Source organism: Streptomyces sp. 891-h (assembly GCF_022760275.1).
In the GTDB taxonomy this organism is placed as follows: Bacteria; Actinomycetota; Actinomycetes; order Streptomycetales; family Streptomycetaceae; genus Streptomyces; species Streptomyces spirodelae.
The window spans coordinates 1414170-1441119 of record NZ_CP050693.1; the positions used below are offsets into that span (position 1 = coordinate 1414170).

A 26950-nucleotide genomic window follows, 5' to 3' on the forward strand; every position below is an offset into this window, starting at 1 on the left:
CGTTCCTCGGAGCGGTACAGGCTGGGGAACTGCGGCTGGTAGGCCACCTCCGGCTCGGCGTTCCAGTACACCGGGTCGGGAAAGGCGTCCGTGACCGCCGGTTCGGGATCGGCCGGCGCGACGTGCTGCGGCCCGTCACCACCGGGCCGGTAGAGCTCCCAGCCCGGTCCCCCCTCACCCAGGTGGGCGAGCACGTGCAGTCGCGCGGGCACGGGGCCCTGCGACGGGGTCACCGCGTCCGGCACTCGCAGCGTCCACACCTGCACGCCCGTTGCGTCGATGACGCCTTGCAACGGCCGCAGCGCCTGGGCACCGTCCTGGCCGCCCATCAGAACGACGACATCGTCCAAGCCGTCCTGGTGTGCCCGGCCCACAGCCATGCGGACCCGCTCCAGGCGTTCCTGCACCGACCCGCCGCGGGCCGAAGCGAAGGCCACCTTCGCCTCCGCCTCCGCCTCCGCCTCCGCCTTCTTCCACGGCACCGCAGAACGGGTGCCGACAAGCATGCCCCGCGAGTTCCGGCTCCAGAAGACGACTTCCTCGAAGTCCGGCAGGTACCGGTAGTGCCCGCGCACCGCCATGTCGGTGGCGTGGAAGTATCCGGTCACCCGGAGCCGGCCGGCCTCGTCGGTGTACTCGAACGTGTCCACCGCGTAGTGGCCCGGAGCCGGGTCCACGACCTGGCTGTGCGGCGGCACCAACGCACGCCGGAGAGCGGCGTCCGACAGCGCGGCCCCCTCGCCGCCGAACCGTGCGGAGGCCCACTCGTATAGCGCCTCGGGCCCCCGGTGCAACAGGTCCTCCTCGCCCTCGCCGTGGTAGCCGGCGGTGTGCGCCGCCTGCACGATCTGGGCGAGGGAGACGTCCCACCGCTGCCTGCCGAGAACCTCCCCGATGACGCCGTCCCGGAACGGAACCCGGTCCTCCTGCGGCAGCCCCAGCGCGGCGTGCGCCTGGAAGGCGGCGTACAGGAACCGGGCCACGTCGTCGGACCCCAGCAGATGGCCCCGGTCCGCCAGTTGGGCCGCGTCGGGCTCCAGCGGCCACTGCCTCACCGCAGCGGTGTCCACCAGCTCCGGCAGGTCCCCGACACGGTGCAGCAGGGCCGCCGCGAACCCGGCATCCGCGTGCCGCCCGCCAGGACCGAACAGCGCCGCGTCGCGCTCCGCACCGTGCGGGTGCGGCAGCCGGGTGTGGAGCCGGTCCAGCGCCCGGTCCACCGCCGCGCGGGTCGCCTCGCCGGGCGAGACGGACAGCGCGCGGCCCAGGGCGCCCTCGAAGACCCGGTAGCGGCGGTGCAGGGTGCGGCTGACATGCGGCGCCTCCCTGTCGACCGCCGGTTCCTCCACCAAATCGGTGTCGTCCGAGGAGGAGCTGAGGTACGACGACGTGTCGTCCGGCAGGCCGACGCCCGTCATCTCGGCGTCCGGTGCCTCGAAGAGGAACCTGGCCCTCCGCTCCAGTGTCTCGGCAATCAGCTCATCGGTGTCCGGCTGGGTGTCCTCCAAGCTGTCCGGGTCGACGACGTCGTTGTCGGCCCAGTCCAGGTCCAGGGCCGGCGTGACCCGGTCACCGAGGGACGGGATTCCCGCTCGCCCTCCGGCATGCGGGCCCGTCGGGCCGGTGCCCCAGGCACGGTTGACCAGTTCCTCGGGCGGATACGGCACATCCGACCGCCAGCCGATCCCGGCCTCACCCCGCTCCGGCACCCGCGACACCTGCCGCCCGCCCTCATACACCCGCATGTACGACGCCCGGCCCGCAGCGTCGGGCAACGCGAACAGGCCGACCCCACGACGGGAACCGTCCGACCAACTCAGCGCACCCGCACCCGAGAAGTCCCACACCCTCACACCACGCCGGGACAGACCCGCATACGCCTCCGACGGCAGCCCGCTCCCGTCCCCGCACGGCAGAGCCACCACATCCGTCAGCCCCGGAGCACCCGGCCGCGACAGCCACCAGTGCACGAACCGCGCCACCTGCTCCGGCGACACACCACCCGCACGCCCGGCACCACCTCCCAAGACACCGTGCCCGAAGAAGAACAGCACGCCGTCACCCAACGCCAGGCCATACCCCTGGGCACCCTGCCCGACCGGCTGGAACAACGTGTCCACCGATGCCAGCCGCTCCAACAACGGCTCCCGAACCGCCCAGCCCTCCGACGAGTGCTGCCCCACCCAGAACCGGCCAACCGCCGCACGCCCCTCCCGGAAACCACCGGCAGGGAACCACCGCTCCCTCACCTCACGCGGCAGTGAAGGCACCGCCGCCGCACGCCGGTACGCCACCGCGGACGACGCCTCACCCTGGGAGGACCGGTACTCGGCCGATTCCGACACCTGTGCCGTGTGGCTCCGCTCCGCGGTGGCGAGGTGATCGAGCACGTCACCGAGCACGTCCCGGTGGTCGTCCAGCCATCGTGCGGCCCGGGTGTCCTGTGGCCAGTCCATGACTGCGAGGGCGTGCTCGTCGGGGAACAGTCCCTCGGGCGCGACATGCTCGCGCAGTTCCGCCTCGCTCAGCCGCGGGATGCGCCGGTAGCGCGTCCAGTTGTCCCGATAGGCGAACTCGTGAGCGTCGCTGTCACCGCGTTCTGCCAGCAGCTCGGCGATCTTGTGTGCGGCGAGCATCGTCTCGTGGAGGCTGTGATGCTGTACGAACAGCATCTGGCCCGTGTAGCCGAGCTGCACCCAACCCAGGTCGGCGTCCACTCCCCATACGTCCCTCATCCGCACGGCCTGGAGCATCAGCCGCCACAGCGAACCGGAGGTGCCGGCGGCCACCAGGCCACCGGCGCGCTCGGCATGCTGCTGGAAATCGCTGTCCATGCCGATGTGCCAGCGCCGGCGGCCCGTGGACCACGCAGGCTTGCCGTCCGGGAGGAGCGCGCGTTCGGCGGAGCTGAGCGGCGGGACGACGGAGTCGGCCTCGAACGGCACGCGGACCTGCGAAAGCGCCTCGGCGATCCGGTCCGCGAGCCGCGGGTCCGTCGCCTCCCGTGTGCCCGCCTGAGCCGCCAGCTCCTCGTAGCGGAGGAGCGCGTCGGAGGGGAACCGCTGCCGCTGCTCCACCACCAGCCAGTCCGGCTCCGGGGTGACGTTCAGCAGGTCCGAGATGACGGTCTTGCCGCCGATCCACAGCATGCCCAGGTGCTCGCGCACGTTGCCGTGCCGCACCATGTGCTCCAGCGTCTCCCGGTCGGTGCCGACCGCACCGTCGATGCCGGCGTCCGAGGACGCCAACTCCTGCCAGCGTCCCGCCTCCACCGCGTGCTGCCACACCGCCTCCGCGAGCAGGGCGATGTGCCGCGCAGGCTCCGGGAGGCCGTTGAGGTAGGTGGAGAGGCGGCTTTCGAACTCCTCGGCCGCCTCCAGGTAGGCGATCCGGGCGCGGTCCCAGGTGGACACGGGCAGAGCGCCGTCCTCCGTGCGGTGGGGCTCCTCCGTCACCAGTTCGTGGAGCCGGCGCAGCACGGACGGTGGCGCGGACGCCAGCGCGGCCCGCACGTTCTCCGCGGTGGTGCCGGTGGGCGGCAGGGTGAGCGCGTCGGCGGGAGGGTCGTTGTCCTCGCCCTGGAGGCCGGCGATGCTTTCGGCACCGAGTTTCTCCTCGGGGCTCGGGTAGACGGCGTCGGACACCTCCCGGCCGTCGTATTCCGAGAGGGGCAGCAGGCCCTCGTCGTCCGAAGCCGGGTCGACGACGTACCAGTGCGTGGGCTGGCCGTCCTCGCGTTCCAGAAGGTTGATCAGGGACCTGGACGGACCTCGTTCCCCCAGTTGGACGGCCGAGTCTCCCGTCACGGCATAGGTCGCCCACCCCGTGGCCCGGGCAAGGGCGCGCACCCGGGCAGCGAGGACCGCCAGCTCCTGCTCCCCCTCGCCCGGCCCGCAGGGCAGCGGCAGGAGGGAGCGCTTCCGCTGCTCAGGCGGAAGGCGCAGCCACATCTTGCGAAGGAGGCCGCCGACCGTCCGGCCGTCGTCGAGGTACGTGCCGCCGTCCCGCTGAGCGAACACGATGCCGTTCCGCGAGCCGTGCGAGAACCAGAAGAGGTGCCCGGAGCCGGGCAACCGGTAGCGCTTCGCGTGCGCCGCTTCCCCGGTGCCCCTCCAGGACTGGAAGTACTGCTGGCCGGCCAGCTGCTCGAACACCGGCGCACGGCGAGCGAACTCGGCGGGGTCGAAGGACGCCAGGCCCAGCAGCAGCCCCCTCACGACCACCGGCTGCACGAGCAGGTTCGAGGGGAACGTCCAGCCGTCGGACAGCGGCGACCGGGGTGCCGGGACCAGCAGCCCCTGTCCCTCCGCTTCCGAGGACGCCTTCGGCGCCGGGTCCGGCCGGCCCTGCTGGACGAGCCACTGACCCGCAGATGTGTCCGAAGCGTCCGCCTCGTACGCGGGCACGGAGAACCGCTCGGCGGGCAGCGGACGCGGGGACGACTCGCGGGCCACGGTGTCCCGGAACCGGACCTGGCGGGTGGGACCGAGCGGTTCCTCGCGCACCCGGCTCGCGAGCGGGCTGAACTCCGCCCCCGGCGGATACATCACTTCCTCCTCACCGGGTTGCCGGGAGAACGGCTGGACCTCGCTCCCGGTGGACCGGTGGACGGTTGTCACGGCGCGGTGAGTCGTGTCCAGGCCCATCTTCGGCCGGGCCGCTTCCTGGCCGCGCGAGGCGAAGTGGAACGCCTCCTCCCAGAGAACACTCGTGCTGCGGAAGAAGGGGAAGGAGACCGCCGTGGACGTGTAGTTCGGCCCGTCGGCCAAGGGGCCGTCCAGCTTCCCGGGCACGGCGCGGTCCCCGAAGTACACGGTCCCGCCGAACGGCGGAAGGATCTTCAGCGCCTCGACACCCATGGCGATGTGCAGGGGCATCTCGTGATGCATCTGGTGGGTGACAAGGTCCAGCAGTTCGTTCAGCTTCGGGAAGTGCTCACGCCTCAGCGCCGTCCTGAGAGCGGGCCGCGGCATCCCGCTGCCCCGGGCCGGTTGGGCCTGACGCCACGCCTGCTCAAGGCCGTCGACGATCTCACGGAAGGCGGGTATGCGTTCGAGAACGACGGGGACGAACGACCACTCGTAGCCGTCCTTGGCGAATTCGCGCGCCATGTCCCAGATCCGGTTGCGCAGTGCCCAACGCGCCACCCCCTCGCCGAACCGACGAGCGGTGGTCCACGACTTGTACAGCCGGTAGTCGTTGCCGGTGAGGCTGAAGAGCACCTTCAGGTGGGACGGGTGCAACCGGCGCAGGGCGTCGAGGCCGAGGTCGCCGTACCTGCTGAGCCAGTCATCGAGCATCTGGGTGCGCTTGACGGCCAGCGGTGTCAGCTCCGACTCGGTGGGTTTGCCCTCGACAGCGTCGAGGAGACGCTGTCGGGCCTTGATCAGCTCCGCCAGCATCGTGTTGCCGTAGCTGAACTGCTCGTCGTAGAGCCGCTGATGCGGCGGGACGAGACGCTGCTCCCTCTGCGGGGTCAGCAGGCCCGCCCCACGCAGTACGTCGCGCGGGCCGAAGTGCGTGTCCACCCACATGTGGAAGCGCGCGCCGTCCCGCGTCAGGGCAGACTTCTCCTCCGCGTCCTGAGCGACGAACGGCCGCGCGTCCCGCAGCACCTCCGGCAGCGACTGCACGCCGCGGCCGACCAGCCAGGCCGCCACCGCGTCGCGGACGGCCGCCACCTCCTCGGCCGAGGCACCCGCGTCCCGGTACGCCGCGAACAACCGCGACGCCGGGCGGTTGGCGCCTCCCACGACACGGAAGCCCCTCGCGGTCACCGCCCCGGGCCCGTCCACGGCCGTCCCGGGCAGCACATCGGCGCCCACCAGTCGCGAGAACGCCCGCATGAGCTGGTCCAGCGAGTCCGCGTCGGCCGGAAGCGCCAGCAGGCCGGCGAACTCGTCGGCCCGGCCGATGCGTCCTGCCGTACGGCGCACCGCGTCCTTCGCGGCCTCCACCGCCGGACCGGCCAGCGCCTCGGCCACGGCGTGCTCGTACTCGGCGCTGTAGGCCGCGTACGTCTTCGCCCGCTCGCCCCGGTAGTACGCCGCGAACCGCACGGCCTCCGGGTCGTACGCCCGCCACGAGGACACCGACCAGGGCTGGGACTGCGACGGGGGCTGCGCCTGCGCGGCCGACTCGGCGGACGTGGCGGACTCGGCGGCGCCCGCCAGGGTGCCCGGGCCGAAGGTCACCACCCCGGTGTTCCCCTGCTGTCCCGCCGCTTCGGGGCGGGACAGCAGGAGGGAGGCGGCGGTGGGCGTGAGGGCACTGCTGCCGTAGCCGCTGGTCAGGGGTGCCGAGGAGCCGCTTGTCACGCGGGAGCCGGCGTCCGAGAGCAGCAGCCAGTTCGGGGTGATCGCCGGCTTCGGTACCGGCCGGGCCGCGAGACGCTGCGGGAGCGACAGCTTCGGCGCCTGCCAGCTCTTGCGTATCCACTGCCCGGCGCTGTCCACGCCCGACGGTGCCGGACGCGGTCGCAGCGCGGTCCGCACGTCGGCACCGGTGCCGACGTTCTCCTGCAGCACGTCGCCGACGTAGTACCACGTGTCCTGGCCGGTCAGATTGGCGTGTGCTTGGGCGAACGCGTCGAGCTCGCCCAGTACCCACTGCGCCCCGTTGAACAGCAGCACGACCGGCGTTGTGACGTCCTGGAATCGCGGCTGCTGCGGAGCGTGGTAGACGAGTTCCAGAGCGACCGCCCAGGACACCGGAACGGCGGTGCTGCGGCCGGGCAGCCACAGGTCGAGCCCGCCGTCAGGACGGATGTCCGCGCGGAAGAGAGACACCTCCCCGGGCACCGGGCGCCCGGCGCCGTCGCGCCTAAGCCAAGGGGCCGGCTCCCGACGGCCGTCGTCGAGCAGCAGTTGGTCCGGATCCGGCGTCGCGGCTCCCGTGGAGATGCGTCCCCAGTTGTAGCCGCTCGACATCGGTCGCTCCTGGCCCTGCGGCCGCGGCCACGTCCTGGTGTATGCGCCGCGGTACACCAGGTCCATGGCGGCCAGCGTCTGCCGACCTGTGCCCCGAAGCCGCGCCTCGCCCATCGCGGCCGCGTTCAGCAGACCGGTGTGCAGCTCTCGCGGAGACACGGCCCCATCCGCGTGCACGACCTCTCGTGCCAGTTCGTGCCAGCCCGGACCCAGGTCGCGGATCCTGCCCTCGGCCCGTACGAAGGCCCAGAAGAGCCGGGCCCGCTCTTCGGGACCGAGGACGGTGCCGGGGGGCAGTCCGAGCAGTGCCGGGGCGTCGGGCCTTTGCATGTGCCCGACCGCGGCTTCCAGCAGCGGTGCCCGGTCCTGCGGAACGTTCGGCTCGTGCAGCAGCGAGGACAGCGGTTGCTTGTCGTTCTGCCTGAAGGTGTTCCGCGCGGCTTGCAACGCCGCTCGGAAAAAGTGGCGCTCCGACTCCGACAGCTTCTCAGGCAGGCGCCGCAGTTGGGCGGCGTGCTGGCGACCTGTCTGCTCGGTCTCCAGCTTGCGGGCAAGCAACTGCCACAGTTCCAGGCGGAACGGGGTCCGTGCGCGCAGCCCCGGGTCGTTGTCCAGCATGCGCTGCACGGCTGCGGCGCCCTCCAGCAACTGCCAGTACTCCGCGGCGTCCTCCACAGCCTCGCCGAAGACCGAGCGCAGCGCGTTCACCAGCGCCAACGTGTCATCGGCGCCGTTCAGTCCCAATTCGCGGGTGAGTCGCTCTAGCTGGTCAAGGGTCGGCTCCGGCTTGAAGAGCTTGATCCGTCCCCACTCTCCGGTGGGCAGTGCGTCGATACCCTGGCCGAACCGAAGGTTTGGGGTGCCACGGCCCCTCATCTCGGAGGTCACGCTGTGCGTTCCGGCCAGTACGTACCGGCGCGAGCGGGTGGCCGCGCCCTGCACCATCGGCTTCGTCCGCAGCGGGTCGTCCACCAAGGCTGACGTGGCCCGGCGGTACAGCGCGAACTCGTCGTACCGGCCCGCGCTGTAGCAGACCTCCGCGAAGACCCAGTCGCCGTCCTGCAGGTCGAGCGACTCGATGGCCTCGCCGAGGAACTGGCCCCCCGGTCCCGGTGCCAGAAGCCCTTTCTGGCCATTCACTTCGATGATCAGGCCCTCGGCCAAGCCGTGCGCCCTGACGCTGCCCAGAGCAGAAGCGTGCGGGACGCTTTCGGTGAAAATGAGACTCCTGCCGGAGGCGGACACCAGGTAATGCTCCAGGGCGTCCAGTTGTGCTGCGGCGTTGCTGCCCTCCCGCACCAGTCCCCTGTCGTCGTCCTTCAGGAAGCTGATGCTGGTAAGGCGGCCGTCCGGGCCGGGTTGCAGCCTACGTGTCGCTTGATCGATCGAGACCATGTTCCCGACCTGCCCCAGCCAAGGCCGGTCGGTGCGGGGCACGTACCGGGTGTCGGGCCCGATGCGGGCCCAGTCGCCCACTGGAGGCTGCTGCTCCAACGGAAGATGGAAGTGTCGGTAGGCGATCGCCAAGTGGTGAACGCCCGAGGCAGGGTCCTGACGCACTGTGCCCTCGCCGGTCGGCGCCACCACGGTCAGTCCGGTGCGGAGAGCCGGCCGCGCGGCCAGGTCCATGTCGGTGCGCACCGCGGAGTCGGCCGCGAGCACGATGGAGTCGGTCCTCACACGGCGGGCGGCCAGCACCGGGTCGGCAGCCAGCAACTCCGCGAGTGCCTCACCGTCCAGGATCCGGTAGCCGTCCGAGTCGACCGGCAGGTGGGCGAAGCCCGGGTGGTCCTGCAGCGGCGCTCCCAACTGCACCCCGTTGAGGACCGTGCCGCCGATCCGCAGGCCACCGCCGGTCGCCGTGTTCGCGATGACCACGTACGAGGACGCGGTGGCAGGCGACGGCGTCTCGCCCACCCGGAACCACACCTCCTGCCCGTCGCTCCCGATCCGCACGTCGTACACCACGGAACGGTGTGGCGCTACCTGTCGCACAGCCTGGGGAACGAACACCCGGGCCTGCGGAAGCCCGCCCGGGCCGAAGGCAAGGGTGATCGGGCTCAGCAGGGGATTGGTCGCAGGGTCCACGACCGGGTGCGGCGTGTTCTGCGAGAAGTGCGTATGCGGCGCGGCCACCAACTGCGGTGGCGGGGCCGGGAGGACCTCCTCCATCGACACCGATTCCGCCGTCTGCGGGACCGGCCCACCCGGTGTCAGGGCGGCGAACACCACACCGGGCGCGGCGTGGCCCCGGGAGGTGGCCGGGGCGGGGTGCATCAGCGGGTGGTGGTGCAGATACAGCTCACGGTCGGCCCGGTCCCAGAAGGCGCGGAAGCCCATCCACGTCTGGTTCTCGGACCGCACCGCGTCCAGCGGGTTGGCACCGGTCTGTCCCGGCTCCGCACCCGACCCGTAGAGCCGCTCCAGCAGCGGCGCCAGCTCCGGAAGGTTCGCCCGCACCCAGGACGCGCCGTTGTTCCGGGGCGCCTCGGTGTACGGGTCGGTGCCCGCGTTCACGCCCAGCCAGGCGTTGCTGAGCTGGGCGAAGAACTCGTACTCGTTGCGGGAGGAGTAGTTGGGGTCGGGGTTCTCCCCGACCGGGTCGTACCAGTGGCCGTCCGGGAACTTCCCGGCCCACCCCTTCGCCTGTTGCGCGTCGAAGACGTCCTTGACGAGCCTCCGGTCCGCGGCGTTCAGCCCGGCGGCGTGCACGGCGTGGGCGAACTCGTGGGTGACGGTGGAGTACCCGTCCGCGTAGGCGGTGGCGCCGGGCACACCGGCGATCTCGCCCAGCAGGGTCTCCTCGCCGACACCCGTGCCAGGACGGGTGTAGATGCCACGCAGGGACTCGTAGACGCGGCCGTCCTGCACACGGTCGCCCTGCGGGGCACGGAACGGGCCGTCAGCCGTCAGCGCCACGTCCCGCGGCACCACGTGGACCCGGTGGCCCCCGTTCAGGAGCCGCACCGCCACGTCCGCGTCACCCAGCATGGGCGCGATGCGCCGAACGGCCTCGCGCCGCACCGACATCGGCTCGTGCACGCCCTCGGAGTTCCGCAGCAGCAGCCGCGCCGCGGTGTCCGCGAAGTCCTCGGCGGACAGGGTGGTGCGCAGCTCCTGTACCAGCGGACGGTGCGAGGCCAGCGCCTCCAGGTCCCCGGCCGGCAGCAGCGCCAGCTCCTCGGCCCGCTCGCCCTGCTCCATGCCGGGCAGCCGCCCGGCCAGCTCGGCGAGGGCCGGGGTGAGCCCGGCCGACGCGGACCGGCCCACAGGCGGCTGAGCCTGCGACTGCGGTCGCGTGCCGGCAGCCTGGGGCGCGCCCGCCTGCGTCGCGTCCGCCTGGGCCGGCTCCGCCTGGGCCCCGACCGCCCCGCCCGTCACCTGTTCCCGGGTGGGCGGCGCGTACCCGGTCTGCCCGCGCTGCCCGTGCGCCACCGGCCGGCCCACCGGGGGCAGCCCGTGCTGCCGCCGGGCGTCGTTGTAGAGGTCGAGGGACAGCTTCGCCAACGCGCCGTGCGTGCGCTCGATGCGTCGCGGATCGGTCTGGACCGCCTCCAGCGGACGGGCCTCCAGCCGGACCACGGGCGGCGTGATCCGGGCCACCCCGTTCGCGGCGTTGCGTTCCATCTCCGTGAAGTTGGTGCTGACCTTCAGCGCCTCGTCCTGCCCGACGATGCGCGACGGGTGCGCGAGAAGCAGGTTGTCCAGGTACGCGCGGATCGTCGGAGGCTCCTGGCTGTAGTAGCTCCAGCGCCCCGGCACCGGACGGTCCAGCACGTCAGCGGGGAGCGGATGCCTGCTGGTCTGCTGGACTGCGGCCACGAAGGTGTCGGTGAGTGGGCCCGCCGCGTTCTCCAGGAAGGCATGCGGCACCGGGCCCAGCCCTCGCCGGACCGCAGCGAGGGACTCGCGGGAGATGACGGCCGCGTAGTCCTTCGGCACCACCTGACCGCCCCTGCTACCGCGCACCGCGGCGGCGACTTGGACGAAGCCTAGAGCGAGGGCACCACGCAACTCGTCCACGTCCCACGGCCGCACCTCGGCAGCACGCCTGGGATGGTGACCCAGCCACCGCGTGAACATGTCCCGCCCCTGCTCGGCGTAGGCCAATGCCGTTCGCGCGTCCTGGTACGCCGTCTCGAACAGCGGCGCTCCCCGCCGCATGTGTGCGGTCACGTGGTCCAGGAAGCGCGGGATTCCGGTCAGCGGTGCGGTCGCCGTGTGGTGGACCATCATCTGGCCCTGGCCGGCATCGCGCCGTAGCACCGGCATGTTCCCCACCAGCGGGTCGACCTCATAGCCGGCCGACGGGGGGACGACGTTCTTCAACAGGGTGCCCGGCACCGCGTTCTCCAACCGGCCCACCACGTCTCGGAAGGCGGCCAGCACGTCCGACATCTCGGCGCGCCCGTCGTCAGCGCCCCGCCGCAGGCCACGGGCCGGTTCGGTGACGACCTCCAGGACCGGGCCGCCGCCCTGCCCAGTGGTCAGGATGATGCCCAGCAGCCCGGGAAGCCTCACCACCCGGCCGTCGTAGTCGCCGAACGTCCTGTGGTCCTGCCCGGGCGGCAACCTCAGTTGCCAGGCGACCAGTTCGACCTCGAAGCCGCTGGCCGGGGCGAAGCCCTCCACCTCGACCGGGCGCGGGCCCACCGGAATGAGCGACTGGGCCGGGCCATGCGCCGCCGCTCCCTGTGCGGGGGCACCGCTCCGGTGCCCGTGGCGGGACGTCGCGTGGGGGGCACGGTGCGACTCCTGGAGCCGCTGCATCCGGTCCCGGACCGCTTCCTCCAGCCGCGTCACCGCGTCCCAGCGCCTTCTGTCCCGGCTCGCGGACTGCTGCCAGTTGCGCACCGCGTGGAGCACGCCCGCCAGATCCTGGGCGTCGGGGCGGCGTGGCAGACCGGCCACCGCCTCGTCGATGGCGCGCAACGTACTCGTACGCCGATGCCCAGGTACGTCGGAGATCCGCCGCCAGTCGCTGATGGGGTCGAGGACCTGGCGCCGCGACGGGGGTGCCGGAAGAACGTCCGGCACCTGTTCGACGTCGGCCGACTCGGCCTGCGTCGTCCCGGCGCCGGACTCGACGGTGCCACTCGTCGTCTCATCCGTGGTGGACGGCGCCTGCCCGTCCTGTCCGCGCTGCTCGTGCATCGCCGACCGGTCCAGCGGGGGCAGCCCGCGCTGCCGCAGGGCCTCGTCGTAGAGATCGAGGGCCCGCTGCGCCGGCGTGACATCGGTGGGCCGGTCGGCCTTCATCTGGCGGATCGCCAACGCAACAACCGGCACGGCGGTTCCCGAAGCATCGCCGGCAGCCTCATCGCCCGGCGTGCTCAGCCCCAGCGCCTCGTCCTGCCCGACGGACCGCTCCGGATTGCTGAGCAGCAGGTTCTCCAGATATTCGCCGACTATTGCAGGGGGCTGGCTCCGCTCCTCCGGCAGAGGATAGCGCAGCGGATCCGGGCGGAACGAGCCGGAATTTTCGAGTATGTACTGCAGTACAAAGGCGAGCGACCATGCTTCCGCCTCCAGGAAGGCACGCGGCGCCGGTCCCAGGCTTTGCCGGACCGCACCGAGGGACGCTTGGGACACGAAGGCCGCGTAGTCCCTCGGGGATGGCGGCTGCTCGTTCCACTCACGCACCACTGCCGCGATCTGGGTGTATCCGAGGGCCAGAGCACCGGCCAACTCGTCCTTGTCCCACTGCTCCGCCTTGGCAGCCTGCTCGGAATTCACTTCAAGCCACTCGGAGAACGAGTTTTTGCCGTTCTCGGCGAATTCCTTCGCTCCCTGGGCATCCTCGTAAACGGCCTTTTCCTGGGACGAGCCCTCCTGCAACGGTGCGGTGGCCTGGTCCAGGAACGCCAGGATGCCGCTCAGGGGGACCGTCACTGCCGGGTGGGAAGGCGACCAAGCCGAGACCGACGGTCGAGCCGCCTCCAACTCATCGTCGGCCAGATGCCACAACTCGCGGAAGGATTCCCAGACCTCATTTTCGGCCCGACGCGCGTTGATCGGGTTGACCACGATCTCTCCAGGCTCCGCACCCGGCCCGTACAGCTCCTCCAGCAGCGGCACCATCTCCGGAAGGTTCGCCCGTACCCACGACGCACCGTTGTTCCTCGGCTGCCCGCTGTAGGAATCGGTTCCCGAGTTCACACCCAACCAGGCGTTGCTGAGCTCCGCGAAAAACTCGCGATCATTTCGGGTCGAGTAATTCTTGTGCTCTCCGGAAGGGTCCGCCCATGGGCCGTTCGGCCACGCCCCATCCCACTTCTTTGCTTTCTGAGCCTCGAAGACGTCGGATATGAGCTTGCTCGCTGCCTTGCCAATCACAAAGTGAATTCCGTGGGCAACCTCGTGAATGAACGTGGAGTTGCCATCGGGCGCAGTGACCTCCTCGGACACGAGGGCTCTGTCGCCCACCAGGTTCTCCACCCCGACGTATATCGACCTGTCGAAAGCCATTCCAGCGGCCCACTGCCTGCCTTCCAGCAGGATGCCCTTCTCCCGTGGCACCACGTTGACGGTGTAGCGCGAGCCGACCAGCCCCTCCGCGACCGCCTTGTTACGCAGCATGCGGACGAGCAACCGGATACCTTCGCGCCGCGCGGCGACGGGTTCGTGCACACCCGGCTGGACTCGCAACATCAACCGTGCCGCGGTTTCGGCATAGTCCTCAGCCGACAGGGCGCTCTTCATCTGCTCGAACAGCTCCAGATGGTCCGCCAGCATGTCCAGGTCCTTGCCGGACAGTGGATCCAGCGCGGCGGACCGTTCGGCCTGCGTCATGGAAGGCAGATCACGCGCCAGGTCGGCGAGCCACCCCCGCAGCGGGTACGTATCCAGAATCCTGTGCGGCGGCGGATCGACCAGCTTCGACGTCGGCGCCGAAGCGGCCTCCGGCGCGGCCTGGGCGGCGTCCTGCGCGAGGGGCTCGGTGGGCTGTTGCGGCGCGGTGTCCGTCACCGCGCTGACCGCCATCTCGCCGGAGTCCACCGGTGCGCCGATCGTGACCGGGGCCTCGCGCTCGCTGAACGTCCAGTCCGGCACGGTGCCGTCCGCGTTGGCATGCAGCACGACCCAGGACGGCTGGTCCGGGGCGTAGGCATGGATGGCCGCAGGGTTCGGGTTCGCTTGGGCGAAGCGGCCGGTCCAATGGGAGAACGGCTTCTGGAAGTCTTCGTACAGGTCTCCCCCGCCGAGGAACACCACCGGATCGTTGAGGTCCCGCTCCGTCAGATGCGGGTCCATGTCGAGCAGCGCCACCAATTCGCCGTGCGGTACCACCACCACGACATCGCGGGGCAGAACCAGTGGTCTCTCACCGTTCTGCTCGGGCTCCAACCAGATGAAGTGCGGGTTGCCGGTACCGAGACCCTTCCAAGACGGCACAGCCCACCGCGTGGTCTGGTCCGGCTGAACCACCAAGAGATGGTCGGGGCTTACCTGATTGCTCACCCGCGCACGGGTGAAGTTCCGGCCCTGCCCTCCCGGCAGCTCCGTCTCCGGCGACAGGGCGCCGAGCATGTCGAGGTGGTGGGCGGCGAGCTGGTCCTGGTGGGTGATGTCGACGCCGACCGCCGTCGCCTGGGCCACCATCCGCAGCAGCTTGCTTTCCCAGTTCTGCTCCCAGAAGTCGCCCCAGGGCGCGTCCTTGGGAAGGTGCAGAACCTTGCCCGCCAGGGCCCGCGGGTTCGGCACCTGTGCCAGATGGCGGTGGGCGCGGGTCAGAGCCCAGATCGCGCGGCCGACGTCCTTTTCGGCCAGCGGCGTGTGCTCACCCTTCAGCAGCAGCCATCGCACGTCCTCCTCGTTGACACCGGCCGTACCGTCCTTGGGGAAGAGGATCCGCAACGCGGCTCGCAGGTGGCCCTCGTCGTCCAGCGACGACAGGGGCATCTCGGCGAAGCCGTCTTCGACCTTCTCTTCCAGCCAGTCCAGCAGGCCCTCGTAGGCGAAGGCGGCGTTGCGTTCATGTGCGAGAGAGCCGAAGCGTCCCGCGAGCGTGCGCAACATGTCCATGTTGAACTCGGTGAAACGCCCCAGCAGGGGATCGCGGGCGCGGGAGCGCTCCAGATGGCCGATCACGGGGACCAGCCGCTTCCAGTAGTCCGACCGGTCCTCCACATCGAGCCCGAACATCTTCCGCAGCGCCCGCGTCACGACCAGAGCATCATCCAGGCCGTCGCCTTCGGCCCACTTCGGCACGGTGAGCCGCGCCACCTCCTCCAAGTGGTGCTCGGGGAGATAGGGGCGTGCGACCACAAGTCGCTTGTCACCGGTCCGGGCGTCGGACTGCAAGAAGCGGTACGGCGTCGACTTGCCGTCGGCGCCGTACATCTCCCCGATGCCGATGTAACCGTCGTAGCCCGCCGCATAGCGACCACTGCGAGTCAGTTTCTGGATGAAGGACTCCGTGCGCAGTTCGTCCTCCACCGGGGGAATCGGCCGGGTGACGGACTGCGGAGGCATCGGGGTGTCCCGCCAGGGGACCCCCGCCAGGCAGTGGTCCGCGTAGATCCAGTCGCCCGGCTGAAGGTCGGACACACCCTCCAGGTCGAGATGCAACTGCGCGCTCTGCTCGTGGTCCAAGAAGACCATCCGGCCGTCCTTGAGGGACCACCACAGAGCACCGAAGGCGCCGTGGCTCTGGCCATGGAGGCCCCGATGGAGCGCTTTCAGCTCGTCTCCGGCCGGCTTCTTGACCATGCTCGTGGGGGTCAGCTTCCAGTGGCCGGTGCCTTGGGCGCGTGGCGTCCCGTGGAAGATTTCAAGCGCGCTGCCGTGCCGCTGCGCCCTCTCGAACCGGCGACGGTGAGGGTCATCGCCGGCCATACTCATGAACGCGTCCGGGTCGCCGTCGTCGAGGCCGCCTTCGCTGCGCGGCACGGGACGCAGAGTCAGCTCGCTGGTGAGGAAGCTGACGGGGACCATCCGCCCCTCCGGGCTCAGTGACAGTCCGCGCCATTGCCGGTCCTCCAGCGACCGCTCCACACCGTTCCAGTGGTACGACGCCCAGCCGCCGTACGGCTCGCGCGGGTGGCTGTCGACGATCGTGGGGTACCAGCGGCCGTCGGGCCCCTCGGTGAACGTGGCGACCCCGGACGGCGTGCGCACCGGGTTACCGCGCAGGGTATTGCCGAGGTCGCGTTGGAACGCCGTGTCGAGCGACGAGACCTCCGAGAGCACCACCACCACGGAGGTGTCCTCGCCCATCCGCTGCAACACCGGGTCACGCCCGAGGATGCGCCCGAGCCTCTTCCCGTCGATCCACTCGCCCTGGTAGTGGATACCGCGACTGCGATCGCCCTGCGCCCACAGGAAGTACGCCTTCTGCCAGGGCGCCTGCTGCGCCCTGCTGAGCCGCTCCTTCTGCCCCGGCCAGGCACGCAGCAGCCGCACCTGGTCCGCGACCACCGGCCCCAGATGCCTGCCCGTCAGGTTGCGGCCCACCGACTGCGTCGCCACATCGGCCGCCGAGTGCTCGCCTCCTGCGATGAGGTTCTCGTCGCGCAGGACGGCGTTCAGCAGCTCCTCGTCGGTCAACGACGTCCCGCCCTGCGGCGCGGTGCCGCTGTGCGTGGCGTGCTGCTGGGAGGAGCCGGCACGCTGATCCCCGACCATGGGCGTGTCCGGGCCGGCGTACTCCTCGTCCGAGGCGACATCCGTGTCCTCCGCGAACGGCCCGTAGGTCGGCGCCTCGGTGACGGGGTCGGTGAGGAGGTCCGTCGGGTCCAGGGCCAGGTCCTCGATGCGCCGGGCCACCTGGTCGGCCTGCTCCGTGCCGGAGCCGTCCTGCTCCTCGCGGGCCTGCTGCACACCCTCGACAGCGCGCGGATCGGTTCCGAAGAACGTCACGGGCTGCGACTGCGGCGCTTCCACGCTGGTGGGCGACTGCGCCGCGCCCGTGGTGGCGGGCGTGGCCGGGGCGCTCGCCGTCTCCTGTCCGATCCCGACAGGCTCGGCGGTGCGCGGCGCGGGGGCGGACGCGGTCGCCACCACGCCCCGCACCGGGACCGCCGCGGCCCACGCGGCCCTGCCGGTGTCGCCGGACTCCAGACGGAGCAGCGTGATCTCGTCGCCGGCGGCCGGGCCGACCGTCCAGAGGCCTCCGTTGGACAGCACCACTGTCGTCCGGAGGCCGAGCACGGAAGCGGTCGCCGCCAGCAGGTCCCAGTCGGAGGCCCGTCGCGGCGCGCCGGTCGCCTCCTGGCCGGTGACGGCGACGGCTCCATCACCGGACCGCAGTGACGCGGCGAAGGCGAAGCGGTGCTCGTCCGTGCGCTCGCCGATGAGCGACCTGTCCGAACCGGGCGCGCGCAGACCGTCGATCGACGGCCAGAACCGGCGATTCGCGGACGGCTGGCGCAGGTCCGCTTCCAGTGCGTCGGCCACCAGGCCGGGCAGCTCGTTGGGGCCGGAGGCCCAAACGTGCCCGCCCAGCGCGGCCGTCTTCAGTGCCGCCGCCTCCACCGAGTTCAGCGCGTTCACCAGGCCGCCGGTGGCGTCGGAGCCGGGCAGCATGACGTGGTGCCGGCTGCTGAGCACGGCGACCTGCGAGGCGGTGAGGGCCGGCCGTCCGGCCTGCCCGGCCCCCTGCGTTTGGGCCACCGCATCGGTAGCCGCTGCTGTCTCCCCGGAGGTGGACACACCTGTCCCCTCGACGGGGGACAGGGAGTCCTGGGCGGCGGACGCGGTGACCTCGTTCAGCTCGGCGGGGGCCTCGGGGGACACATCGACGTCCCCCATGGCACCACCCTGCGCCACCGGCTCCATGGCCGACTCGCTGGCCGGCGCGGCCACCGGCTCCGTGACCAACTCGCTGCCCGGCGCGGCCACCGGCTCCGTCACCGACTCGCCGCCCGGCCGCGTGGCCGAGCCCACCACCGGCTCCGTGACCGGCCCGGCGGCCGGCTCCGTGGCCCGGCCCGTCCGGAGGACGGCAACCGGCCAGGAGTCGGAGACCGACTGCACGCCGCCGTCCGGGTCGGTCACCGTGAGGCGGGGCGGCAGGTCGAGTTCGTCCACCAGGCGGCGCGGCACCAGTGCCTTGTAGGTGTCGCCGTCCAGCAGCACGTGCACCGACGGCAGGTCGCCCGGCGCCTCGTCCTCGGTGACCGCGCCGGTGACGCCCGGGTGGAAGACGAACACGCCCTGGTCGGCCACGACCACATGCACCGCCACGTTGTGCCGGTAGGCGAACAGCTGCGGTGCGAGGTCCATGGCGGAGTTGTCGTAGCCGGCCGTCGGCACGGTCAGCTTCCCGGCCGTCGTCACCTCGGTGCCGCCCGGGCGTTCCAACTGGCGTGCCAGCAGTTCGGCGCGCTGCTCGGGCGTCGTCGGCACGTTGAAGTGCAGCACGCCTTCTTCGTCGAACTCCTTCTGGTGCGCGCCCTTGCCGGAGGGGTCCAGCGTGTCGAGTCCGGCTGCGGCCAGGTCGTCCGGAGTGAAGACGTCGTCCGACTGCCGGTCGGCCCAGTCGGCGACCAGGTCGGGGTGTTCCCGCACCCAGTCGGCCAGGTCCTTGCGGACCTGCCCGGCCAGCTCCACGGTGGAGATGCCCTGGTAGGGGTTGTCCGCCAGGCCCTGGTGGGCCAGCACGTACAGCGTCGCGTACAGGGACAGCACCAGGCCCTCGCCCTTGGTGCTCTCCGGTACGAGCGGGTCGTGCGGGTCGACGACGTTGTAGAGCGTTCCGTCCGGGCCGGTGTAGTGGGTCACCGCGTCGTCGTCGGCCTCCCGCACCTGCCCGGGGCGCACCGGCTTGTCCAGGGCCTCCGTCCACCGGAGCGCTTCCCGTTCGGCCTCGGACAGGTCCCGGGTCGCCCTCGTGGTGGGCATCGCCGACGGCCGCGGGAACCGCTGTGTGGCGAAGTCCAGTACGGCCCGGTCCACCTTCGCCCGGTGCAACTCGCTTTCCAGCGATGCCACCGAGGCCCGCTGCTCGTCGGTGACGGTGGCCCCGTCGTGCGCTGTGCCGCCGCTGCCGGCATGCGTCGCCGGAACGCCCTTCCAGGCCGAGTCGAGCATCGCCTCAAGGGCCTCGATCTCGCGCGGCGGTGTGGCGATCGGGCTGCCCATGGACAGGTGGGTACGGACCTCCTGTGCCATCGGCCGGCGGGCCTGGGCCTGGGCCTGCGGCTGCCCGCGGCCGTCGGCCTCCTCGTGGTCGGACTCGCGCGCCTCGCGGTCCAGCCGGTCCAGCTCCCGGTCGAGGGCCTGGCGCATCCTCTCGCCGGTGAGGACGGCGCCACTCAACGCGTTCTTGAGGTAGGCCAGTTCGCCGCTGCGAACCGTCTCCGCATGCTCGTCCCCCGCGGTCCGCGCCGCATGCAACTCCGCCCGCTTGTCCCGGACCAGGTCGCGCAGGGCGTCCGCCTTCAGCCACTCACGCAGCTCCAGGTGCTGGGGCGGCACATGCGGGCCGTCCCACTCGCCACCGGGTGAGCCGGCACGCCTGATCAGGTCCTTCACGTCCCGTCGGCGGTAGAGAGGGATCTCCGCCGGCGCCTCGTGGGGCGACGGTGCGGCCACATCGCCCTCCCCGACCGGGGCGAGGGGGTGCTGGGCGGCCTTCAACTCCTCGTCCAGGGCGTTGGGCTCCCAGGCGGCCGGCGGCTCCCCGGTGCGGGTCGCCGGGTCCTGCTGGTACCACTCCGTCAGGTCGAGCGCCGACTGCTTCGCCTCGGCGTGATCGATCCCCAGCCGCTCGTAGGCGTCCTGCAGTCCGGCCCGCGTCACCAGCTGTTCGCCCAGCCGCCGGACCAGGTCCCGGTACCGCTCGTGCAGCGGTACGGCTACGGCGTGCGCCTCGGTCCGCTCCGGCCCGCTCAGCAGGTCGTACAGCTCCCTGTAGAGCTTTTCCACACGGTGCTCGGCCAGCTCCCGCTGCTTGTAGGTGGCGCGGATCTGCTCGTGGAGCGAGTCGACATGGTCCCAGGCGGTGCTGACCACCTTCGGGTAGGTGCTGTCGTCGATCAGCCCGGACTCCCGCGCCAGCCGCTCAGGCACCAGCACGTACAGCGGTTCTTCGGTGACGAACGACGACGTGTAGGTTCCGGTCCGCTCCCGCCCGAAGTACGTCCGCCCGCGGACGCCCCGGTGAATCCAGTCCTTCGCCTCCTTCGACCAGTTCTTGTGGGCCTCGCCCGCCACCCGCTGCTCCAAGCCGGCCACCTCGACCAGCAGCTGCGGCTCGGCGGACGGGACTCCCCGCACCTGGTAGACGGACTTGTCCACGTGCTGGTTGGCCCCGGAATCGCCGGCGCCGAGCATCGGCAGGTTGTCGCTGGGGAAGCTGTTGCCGGTCGTGGTGCCCTCGTTGAAGGCGGGGTGCCCGCTGAACGTGAACGCCGCCTCGAAGCCGGACGCACCCTGCTCGAACTGGTCGCTGTACGCCGCCTGCCTGTCGGTGTACTTCTCGATGGTGCGGGTCGCACCGAGCACCTTCGTGCCGGCTCCTTCGAGGAACCTCCAATGCACCCGCACGTCCGCGTACGCGTCTCCCAGAGCGCTGCCGTCGTACACCCTCTGCAGCTGGTAGCCCCGCGGCCCCAGGGCGTCCTGCCCGAAGAGCTGCATCGCGCGGGAGCTGACCAGCAGGCTCAGCGCGACCTGGGCCTGGGTGCCAGGCCGCGTCAGGGACGTGTGGTCCCGGCCGTGCAGCAGCGGGCTCCGGGCGGCCCAGTCCCGCAGGCCGCGCCACGGCTCCGGGGTGAGGCGCAGAGCCTGTCGGCCGTCGGACACACCCCTCCCCGACGGCCCGTGCGCCTGCTCCGCCACGACGGTGGTGACGGTGTAGGCGTCGGAGGTGCCGGCGTGGATGAAGGCACCCGGATCCCTGGAGAGACGGGGCACGGACGTGTCGTTCCCGGCCGCCTCCGCCTGACGGGACTCGCCCGTCACGGAGACCTCCATGGTCACGGTGATGGGGTGTGCGGGGCCGGGGTCTGCGAGCGTGGTGAGGGCTCCCGGTCCGGGGGTGCGGACGAGGGTGTCGAGCGGGATGTCCGAGGAGTTGCGGAAGGTCGCCGGGACGAAGGACGCCGAGGACGTGGCGGAGGCGGGCCGCGTCGTGACCGCGTCGCCGCCCTGGGCCGGCTGCCGCTCGCGGTACCAGTTCATCGCACGGTTCAGAACGGCCTGGACGTGCTTCTCCCGCTGGAGACCACCCGGTCCGTTGAGCAGGCTGACCTCCTTGTGCTGGAGGAGCCGGACCAGCGGATGGTCCTGCGGTGCGGCCAACCGGTCGCCGGCGCGGACCGGGACGACGACGGGTGCCGTGTCCGCCCGCGCCGGAACCGTCACGCCCTCGCCGTCCGTCCGGACAGCCTCCGCGGTGCCGTCCTCGGTGCCCGCGGCGCCCGGACGGACGGGCCGCACCAGCAGGTCCGGGTACAGCTCACCGAGCCGGCCGGCGGGCTCCCGCACCACGACCTGGGTGCCGTTGTCCCGGGTGTAGGTCAGTTCCACCCAGACCGGGACGTCGAACTCCCAGTCGCCCGGCATGGCCAGCGCCGGGTTGCGGCTCATCTCATCGACGACGCCGGTGCTCTGCGCGTTGGACGAGGCCGCCGTGAATCCGGGGGCGATGACCGCGTTGTGGCCCTGGGCACCACCGGAGGCGTCGTTCTTCTCGGTGCCGATGACCCCCGTGAGGGGCAACGCCACCTTTTTCGGCCGGGAGATGCCGCGGGTCTGCGTCTTCTTCTCGTTGAGGCTGAGTTCCTGCTCCACGTCGATGTGGTGGTGTGCGCCCCGGTACTGCGGCTGACCGCGAAGAACCCGCACCCGTACGGTGCCTTGCAGCGACCCGAAGTGGAGATGCCGGTCGAAGAACTGGTTGTGGTAGTGCCGCTTCGACAGCCCCTCCGGGGCGCTGAGCTGGTCGTACAAGCCCCTGACTTCTTGCGGGTCGCGCAACAGGACGGCGAGGCTGTCGTAGAGCCCGCCGAGGTCGCGGATACCGCTGGCGGGCAGCACCTTGCCCAGCTTCTCCGACGTGAGGGCCCGCCGGAAGGCGGCCAGTACCTCGCGGGAATCGAGCGATCCCTCGGCCGTCGCCAGGATCGGCGCCGCCAGCAGCGGCCGGACGGCCGGCAGCGGCTTCGGCCTGTCCAGGCCGTTGCTGACCAGCCCCAGGTCCATGGCGGTCGGCAGGTCCTGCTGGGTCATCGACCTCTTCTGGACGAGCACGGCGCCGACCTTCTCGTGCTCCGTGGCCAGCGGCCTGCTGGACCTGACCCTGGCGGTGACCACATAGACCGTGCTGTCGTGCTCGATCAGCGCCTGCCGTCCCGTGCGGGTCTGGCCGGCCTGGAGAGTGAAGGTGAGCGCCTTCGACACCCCTTGGCTCTTCATACGCTGCCACAGCGTCCAGGTGGGGCTCGGGACGATGGTGGCGGGCAACACGTCCGCCGTGCCGTTGTTGACGGTGCCGGCGCCGGACGCCCGGACGCTGGCCTCCCAGCCACGCTTGCTGGTGATACCGCTGCCCACGGAGAAGGAGCCCGAGTAGCCGCCGTCACTGCGCAGGCGGTCCCCCACGATGTCCTTGACACGGTGCCCGTGCTGGAGGGCGGAGATCTCGATCTCGGCCTCCAGATCGAAGAACCTGCCCGTGACCTTGGTCCGCATCCCGGGCCACTGGCCGGCGAGCACCGCGGGCAGGTGCGACTCCAGCTGTCCGGGGGCGAGGGAGTGGTCGATGGTCTGCCGCTCCGTGGTGCCGGCGGCCGAGAACATCCACCGGGTCCCCTCCGGGGACATCCGAGCGAGCATGTCCGCGATCAGGTCCGCCAGCGGCTCCGCGTGCCCGACCCACTGCGGAACGTGGTGGGTGTGCTCCTCCGGCCGGAACGGCCGGTGGGCGAGGAAGTCCCGCAGCGCCCGTGCCTGCGGCTCGGGAAGCACCCGGGAGGCGGGCAGCGTGCTGTGCCGGGTCCCTTCCTGGCCCGGGACGGCAAGCGACTCGTCGGCCGGTGACTGCTTGCGGACGCCGGTCAGGCTGTGCGGCATCAGGGCGTCGGGGACGTGGGCCACCGCTCCGACCCGGTACCACAGCGCCCCGTCCTGCTGACCGCCGAGCCGGACGGGTACGGTGCGGGACCGCTGGCCCGGCGTCGCGTTCCGCGGCTCGACGTCCTCCCACGGCCCGTCGGCGAGGGGCCTGTGCGTGGGGCGCTTGCCCAGCGCGTTCCCGGAGATCGCGCGCACCGGACCACGCGGCGCGATGTGCTCTTCCGCCGTGACCTTCAGGCGGAACTCCGTGGCGAAGAGGTGCACGCCGGAGTCCGAGACGACCGTGCCGTCGAACGTGGCCCCGTACCCGAGGTCGCCCCGGCGGGACGCGGACGACGTACCGGCCAGCCCCACGCCGGGCGTGAACCGGCCTCCGGCGAACGACGGCCCGCCGTCGAAGCCCACCGTCATACCGGAGACCTGAACGGCGTTGGAGGAGCTACTCCTGTCCGTGCCCCCGCGGGGGCCCCCACGTTCGCTTTCGTACGGTTCGTAGCCCTTCCACTTGAACTGCTCCCAGCTGTCGCCGGAGAACGTGAGAGTGAGCGTGCGCTGGGACAGCAGGCCGGGGCGCCTGAGCTGGACGGTGTAGGCGGCGCTCTCCGTGTCGAACGTCGTGCGCATCCAGGTGTTCAACGTCAACGGCGAGAACCCCTGGTCGATCAGCTGCTTGTTGCGGAGCGCGTTGATCGCCCTCCGGTGCAGGGTGTCGAACTGGGGCTTGACCGCGCGCCGGTGCGGTATCGGACGGCCGCGCAGGGCGGCCCACACGGCCCGCCGGGCGTCGCCCAAGCGCGTCCCCGCCTTCCTCGCCGGCGGGCCCACCACGTGCTTGACGTTCCTCACCCCGCGCCGGAGCTGGGACGGGGCCGGATCCACCCACTTCCGAAGGTGGCGGTCGGCCTTCAGAACCCGTTTGACGATGTCCTTCAGCTCCGCGGGACCGAGCAGTGCCGGCTCCTCCACCAGCGGGAACGGTTCCGCCGCCGGACCGGCGAGCGGCGAACGGGGCACCTGGAGCCGTTCCGGCACAGGGGGGGCCGAACTTCCCCGGCGCCGGTCGCGGAACTGGAGCGGGAGCTCCTGCCGGCCCTCCACCATCGACCCGGCCCGCGACCTGCGGCCCCGGGGGACGCCGAGCAGCGCACCGCGCCCGTCGGTGTCCGGCACCGCCAGCAGCTCCCGGTCACCCACCGCGTGCTGTGCGGACCTGACACGCCGATGCAGCGGGGACGACATGCGTGTGGCGTCACTGGACGGTGAACTGGTGCCGCTGCGCGAGGAGTTGGCCCGGAACCGGGGGGCGAGGCCCAGCAGGGGTGAGCGGGGCGGCCGTGGCTGCGTCCTCGGCTCATTGAGCAGTTCGGCGCGGCTCACCAGCATCTCGACGCCGAAGGCCGGAAGCGCCAGCGGATGGTGTCCACGCAGCGCGGGCGGCATCTCGGGCACATGCAGCGGCTCGCCGTCCGCGCCCTTGACCTTCCGGGCGGGGTCCCAGCCGCCCAGCTTCCGCGCCTCGGTCCGGGGCGTCTGGAGCCGGACCTTGCCGACGAAGGACGCCGTCAGCTCCTCCGGGTCCGGGCGCGTCCTCTTCAAGTGCGGGGGCAGGTCGAAACCGGCCAACTGGTGCGGCGCGTTCACCCTCAGGCGGACCTCGACGGGGCCCTGGTAGAGGCCCTTGGTGCCCTTGTCCTCCCGCCCCGTGTACACGCCGCCGGTGTGCGTGATCGTGTTGGTGTCGGTTCTGCTCGTGCCGAGCGTGAATCCCACGCCCCCCAGCGCCCGGAAGACCGGGGTGTTGGCCCCGACGCCTCCGCCGACCGTGACCGCCAGGCTCTTGTTCAGCGACCGCTCCTGGGCGACGGCGGGCATGAACTCCTTCTCGCTCCGCAGCGCGGAGTCGTAGACCGGACGGACGAGGTCCGCCTGCTTCCCCGGAGCCGGCCGCACCGTCCACTCCACGGAGCCGGCGACCTGGCCCGAGCCCGTCCGAAGCAGCACCTCGGCGTACCCGCTCTGGTTGGCCAGGAACATGTCCTCGCTGAGCCGGGACTCCTGGAAGCTCCTCAGCACCTGGTCGACGCCGTTGTCGTCCAGAGTGAGGCCGGTGTACTTCTGCAGGGTCGGCACCAGCCACTGCAGCATCTCCGGGGCCACGACGAGCTGGCCCGTGGCCTGGCCCGGCAGCTTCGCGTCGGCGAACCCGATCTCGCGGGGCAGCCCCTGGGGCTTGGCCGGCACCTTCTTGGTCATGCCGTCCGGCACCAGCCACTCGAAGCCGTCGCGGACCACGAACCGCAGGACATGCGGCGTGTCCGTCCCGGCGACCGTGGACGGCACCAGCGTGCCGTCCACGGAGCGCTGGTCGTACAACTCGACGTCGTACAGCGCTTTGTTGGTGTACGCCTTGCCGCCCTTCTGGTCCCGCACCTGACGGGTCTCCTGGGCGGCGTGCTGGAAAGTGCTCTTGTACTGCTCCCGGTTGTGGGAGAAGTTGACGTCGACGCGGAACAGGCCGCTCGGATCGCCCATCGGCGGCCAGAAGCCACCACCGAGGGAGACGGCACCCGGGGAGTCCTTCTGGGCCGCCCGGACGTTCTTGTCGTGGGTGCGCTGCCGCTGGTGCACCTTGGGGCCGGCCGCGGTGTCCTTGGTGCCCTTCGTGGCTTCGGCGCTCTTCGTGGCTTCGGCACTCTGGGGGCCCTCGTAGACCGAGTAGTCGCCGAAGTTGTGCATCCGGATCTTGGCCAGCCGCCACACGCCGTCCGCGCCCCGGAACGTGACGGTCTTGCCGTCGCCCGCCCGGCCGGGCTCGGCCGCGTGCTGCCGCTCGCCCGGCCTCCCGGGGATGTCGCCGAGCAGGTTGTGCGGCCGGGACCTCATGTCGCGCAGCAGATCGTCGTGCAGCCGCTGCCGGTCCTCGGGGTGCGGCCGGAGGGCATCGACGATCTTCTCCGCCACCGTCTCCGGCTCGTGGAGGCTGATCCGTGTGCCGCTTTCCCTCACGGCGTGCTCGGGCAGACTGCTGCCGTCTGCGAAGGTCTGTACGTTCTCCTCGCTGAACTTCGGGTCGCCCGGGCCGCCGGGCAGCACCATGTACATGGCCCGGACCGTGTCGAAGGCGGCGGCCCAGGCGGGCAGCGGCACCCGGCCCGCCACCACGTCCTCGATGCGGTCGGCGGAGCCGCCCGTGGTGACCGTGGCGGCGGCGGAGTCGGTGGCCGTGGCCGTGGCCGTGGTGGCGGAACGGGCCGTCGAGGACGCACCGATGCCGGCCGCCTGCACCTGCCCCTGCCCCTGTCCGACGAACACTTCGCGGTGCAGCTCGCGCAGGTAGTCCAGCGCGTCCCGGTACGCCGGGCCGTCCTCGTAGGCCCTGTTCTCCACCGGACGCGGCGGCAGTCCGAGGGGGTCCTCCCACACCTCGTGACGGCGGTCCACGACGAACTGCGCCCAGGACCGCTGCTCCGATTCCGTCATCGGGCGCGGGTCCCTGGTGGGCAGCCTCTCGGGAACGGTGGTCGGCACGGCCGGGTAGCCGTAGCCCCTGTCCTCCTGCTGCGGCGGCCGCATGCCGTGCCGCATGCGCCACCAGGTGCGCCGGTTCTCCAGGTTCTGGACCGTGCGGCGCAGGTTGCGCAGCTCCTCGCTGTAGCCGGCGCCGAGTTCGGACTCGGTGTCGGTGTCGGTGTCGGAAGCCGACGCTTCGGTGGAGTGGCTGCTCGCCGAGTCGCTGTCCGTGGCGTCCGCGGTGCTCGCGGAGTCCGACGCGCTTCCGTCGCTGTCACCGGCGCCCTCGGTGCCCTGGTCGGACCGGCCGTCGTCGAGGTCCTCGGCAGCGGCGGGGAAACGGGCAGAGTTCTCCTGCCGGACCGGCTCCGCCGCCCCGTCGCCGGACACGGCGTACTCCGACGTCGTCCCTGTCTCCTGCCGCTGCCCCTCCTGCGCCGGCTCTCGCTGCGCCGATTGCGCTGTGGGCGCCTGCTGGTCGGAAGTGG

General features: G+C 71.5%; 1 protein-coding gene (running past both ends of the window). It reads right to left on the bottom strand.

Every position in this 26950-nt window falls within one protein-coding gene, locus HC362_RS06075, for a hypothetical protein, read on the bottom strand. The gene is 78261 nt long; 39757 of those nucleotides lie to the left of the window and 11554 to its right, leaving coding positions 11555-38504 in view — codons 3852 (partial) to 12835 (partial); reading right to left, the first codon wholly in view occupies positions 26946-26948. Both codon boundaries (start and stop) fall beyond the window edges.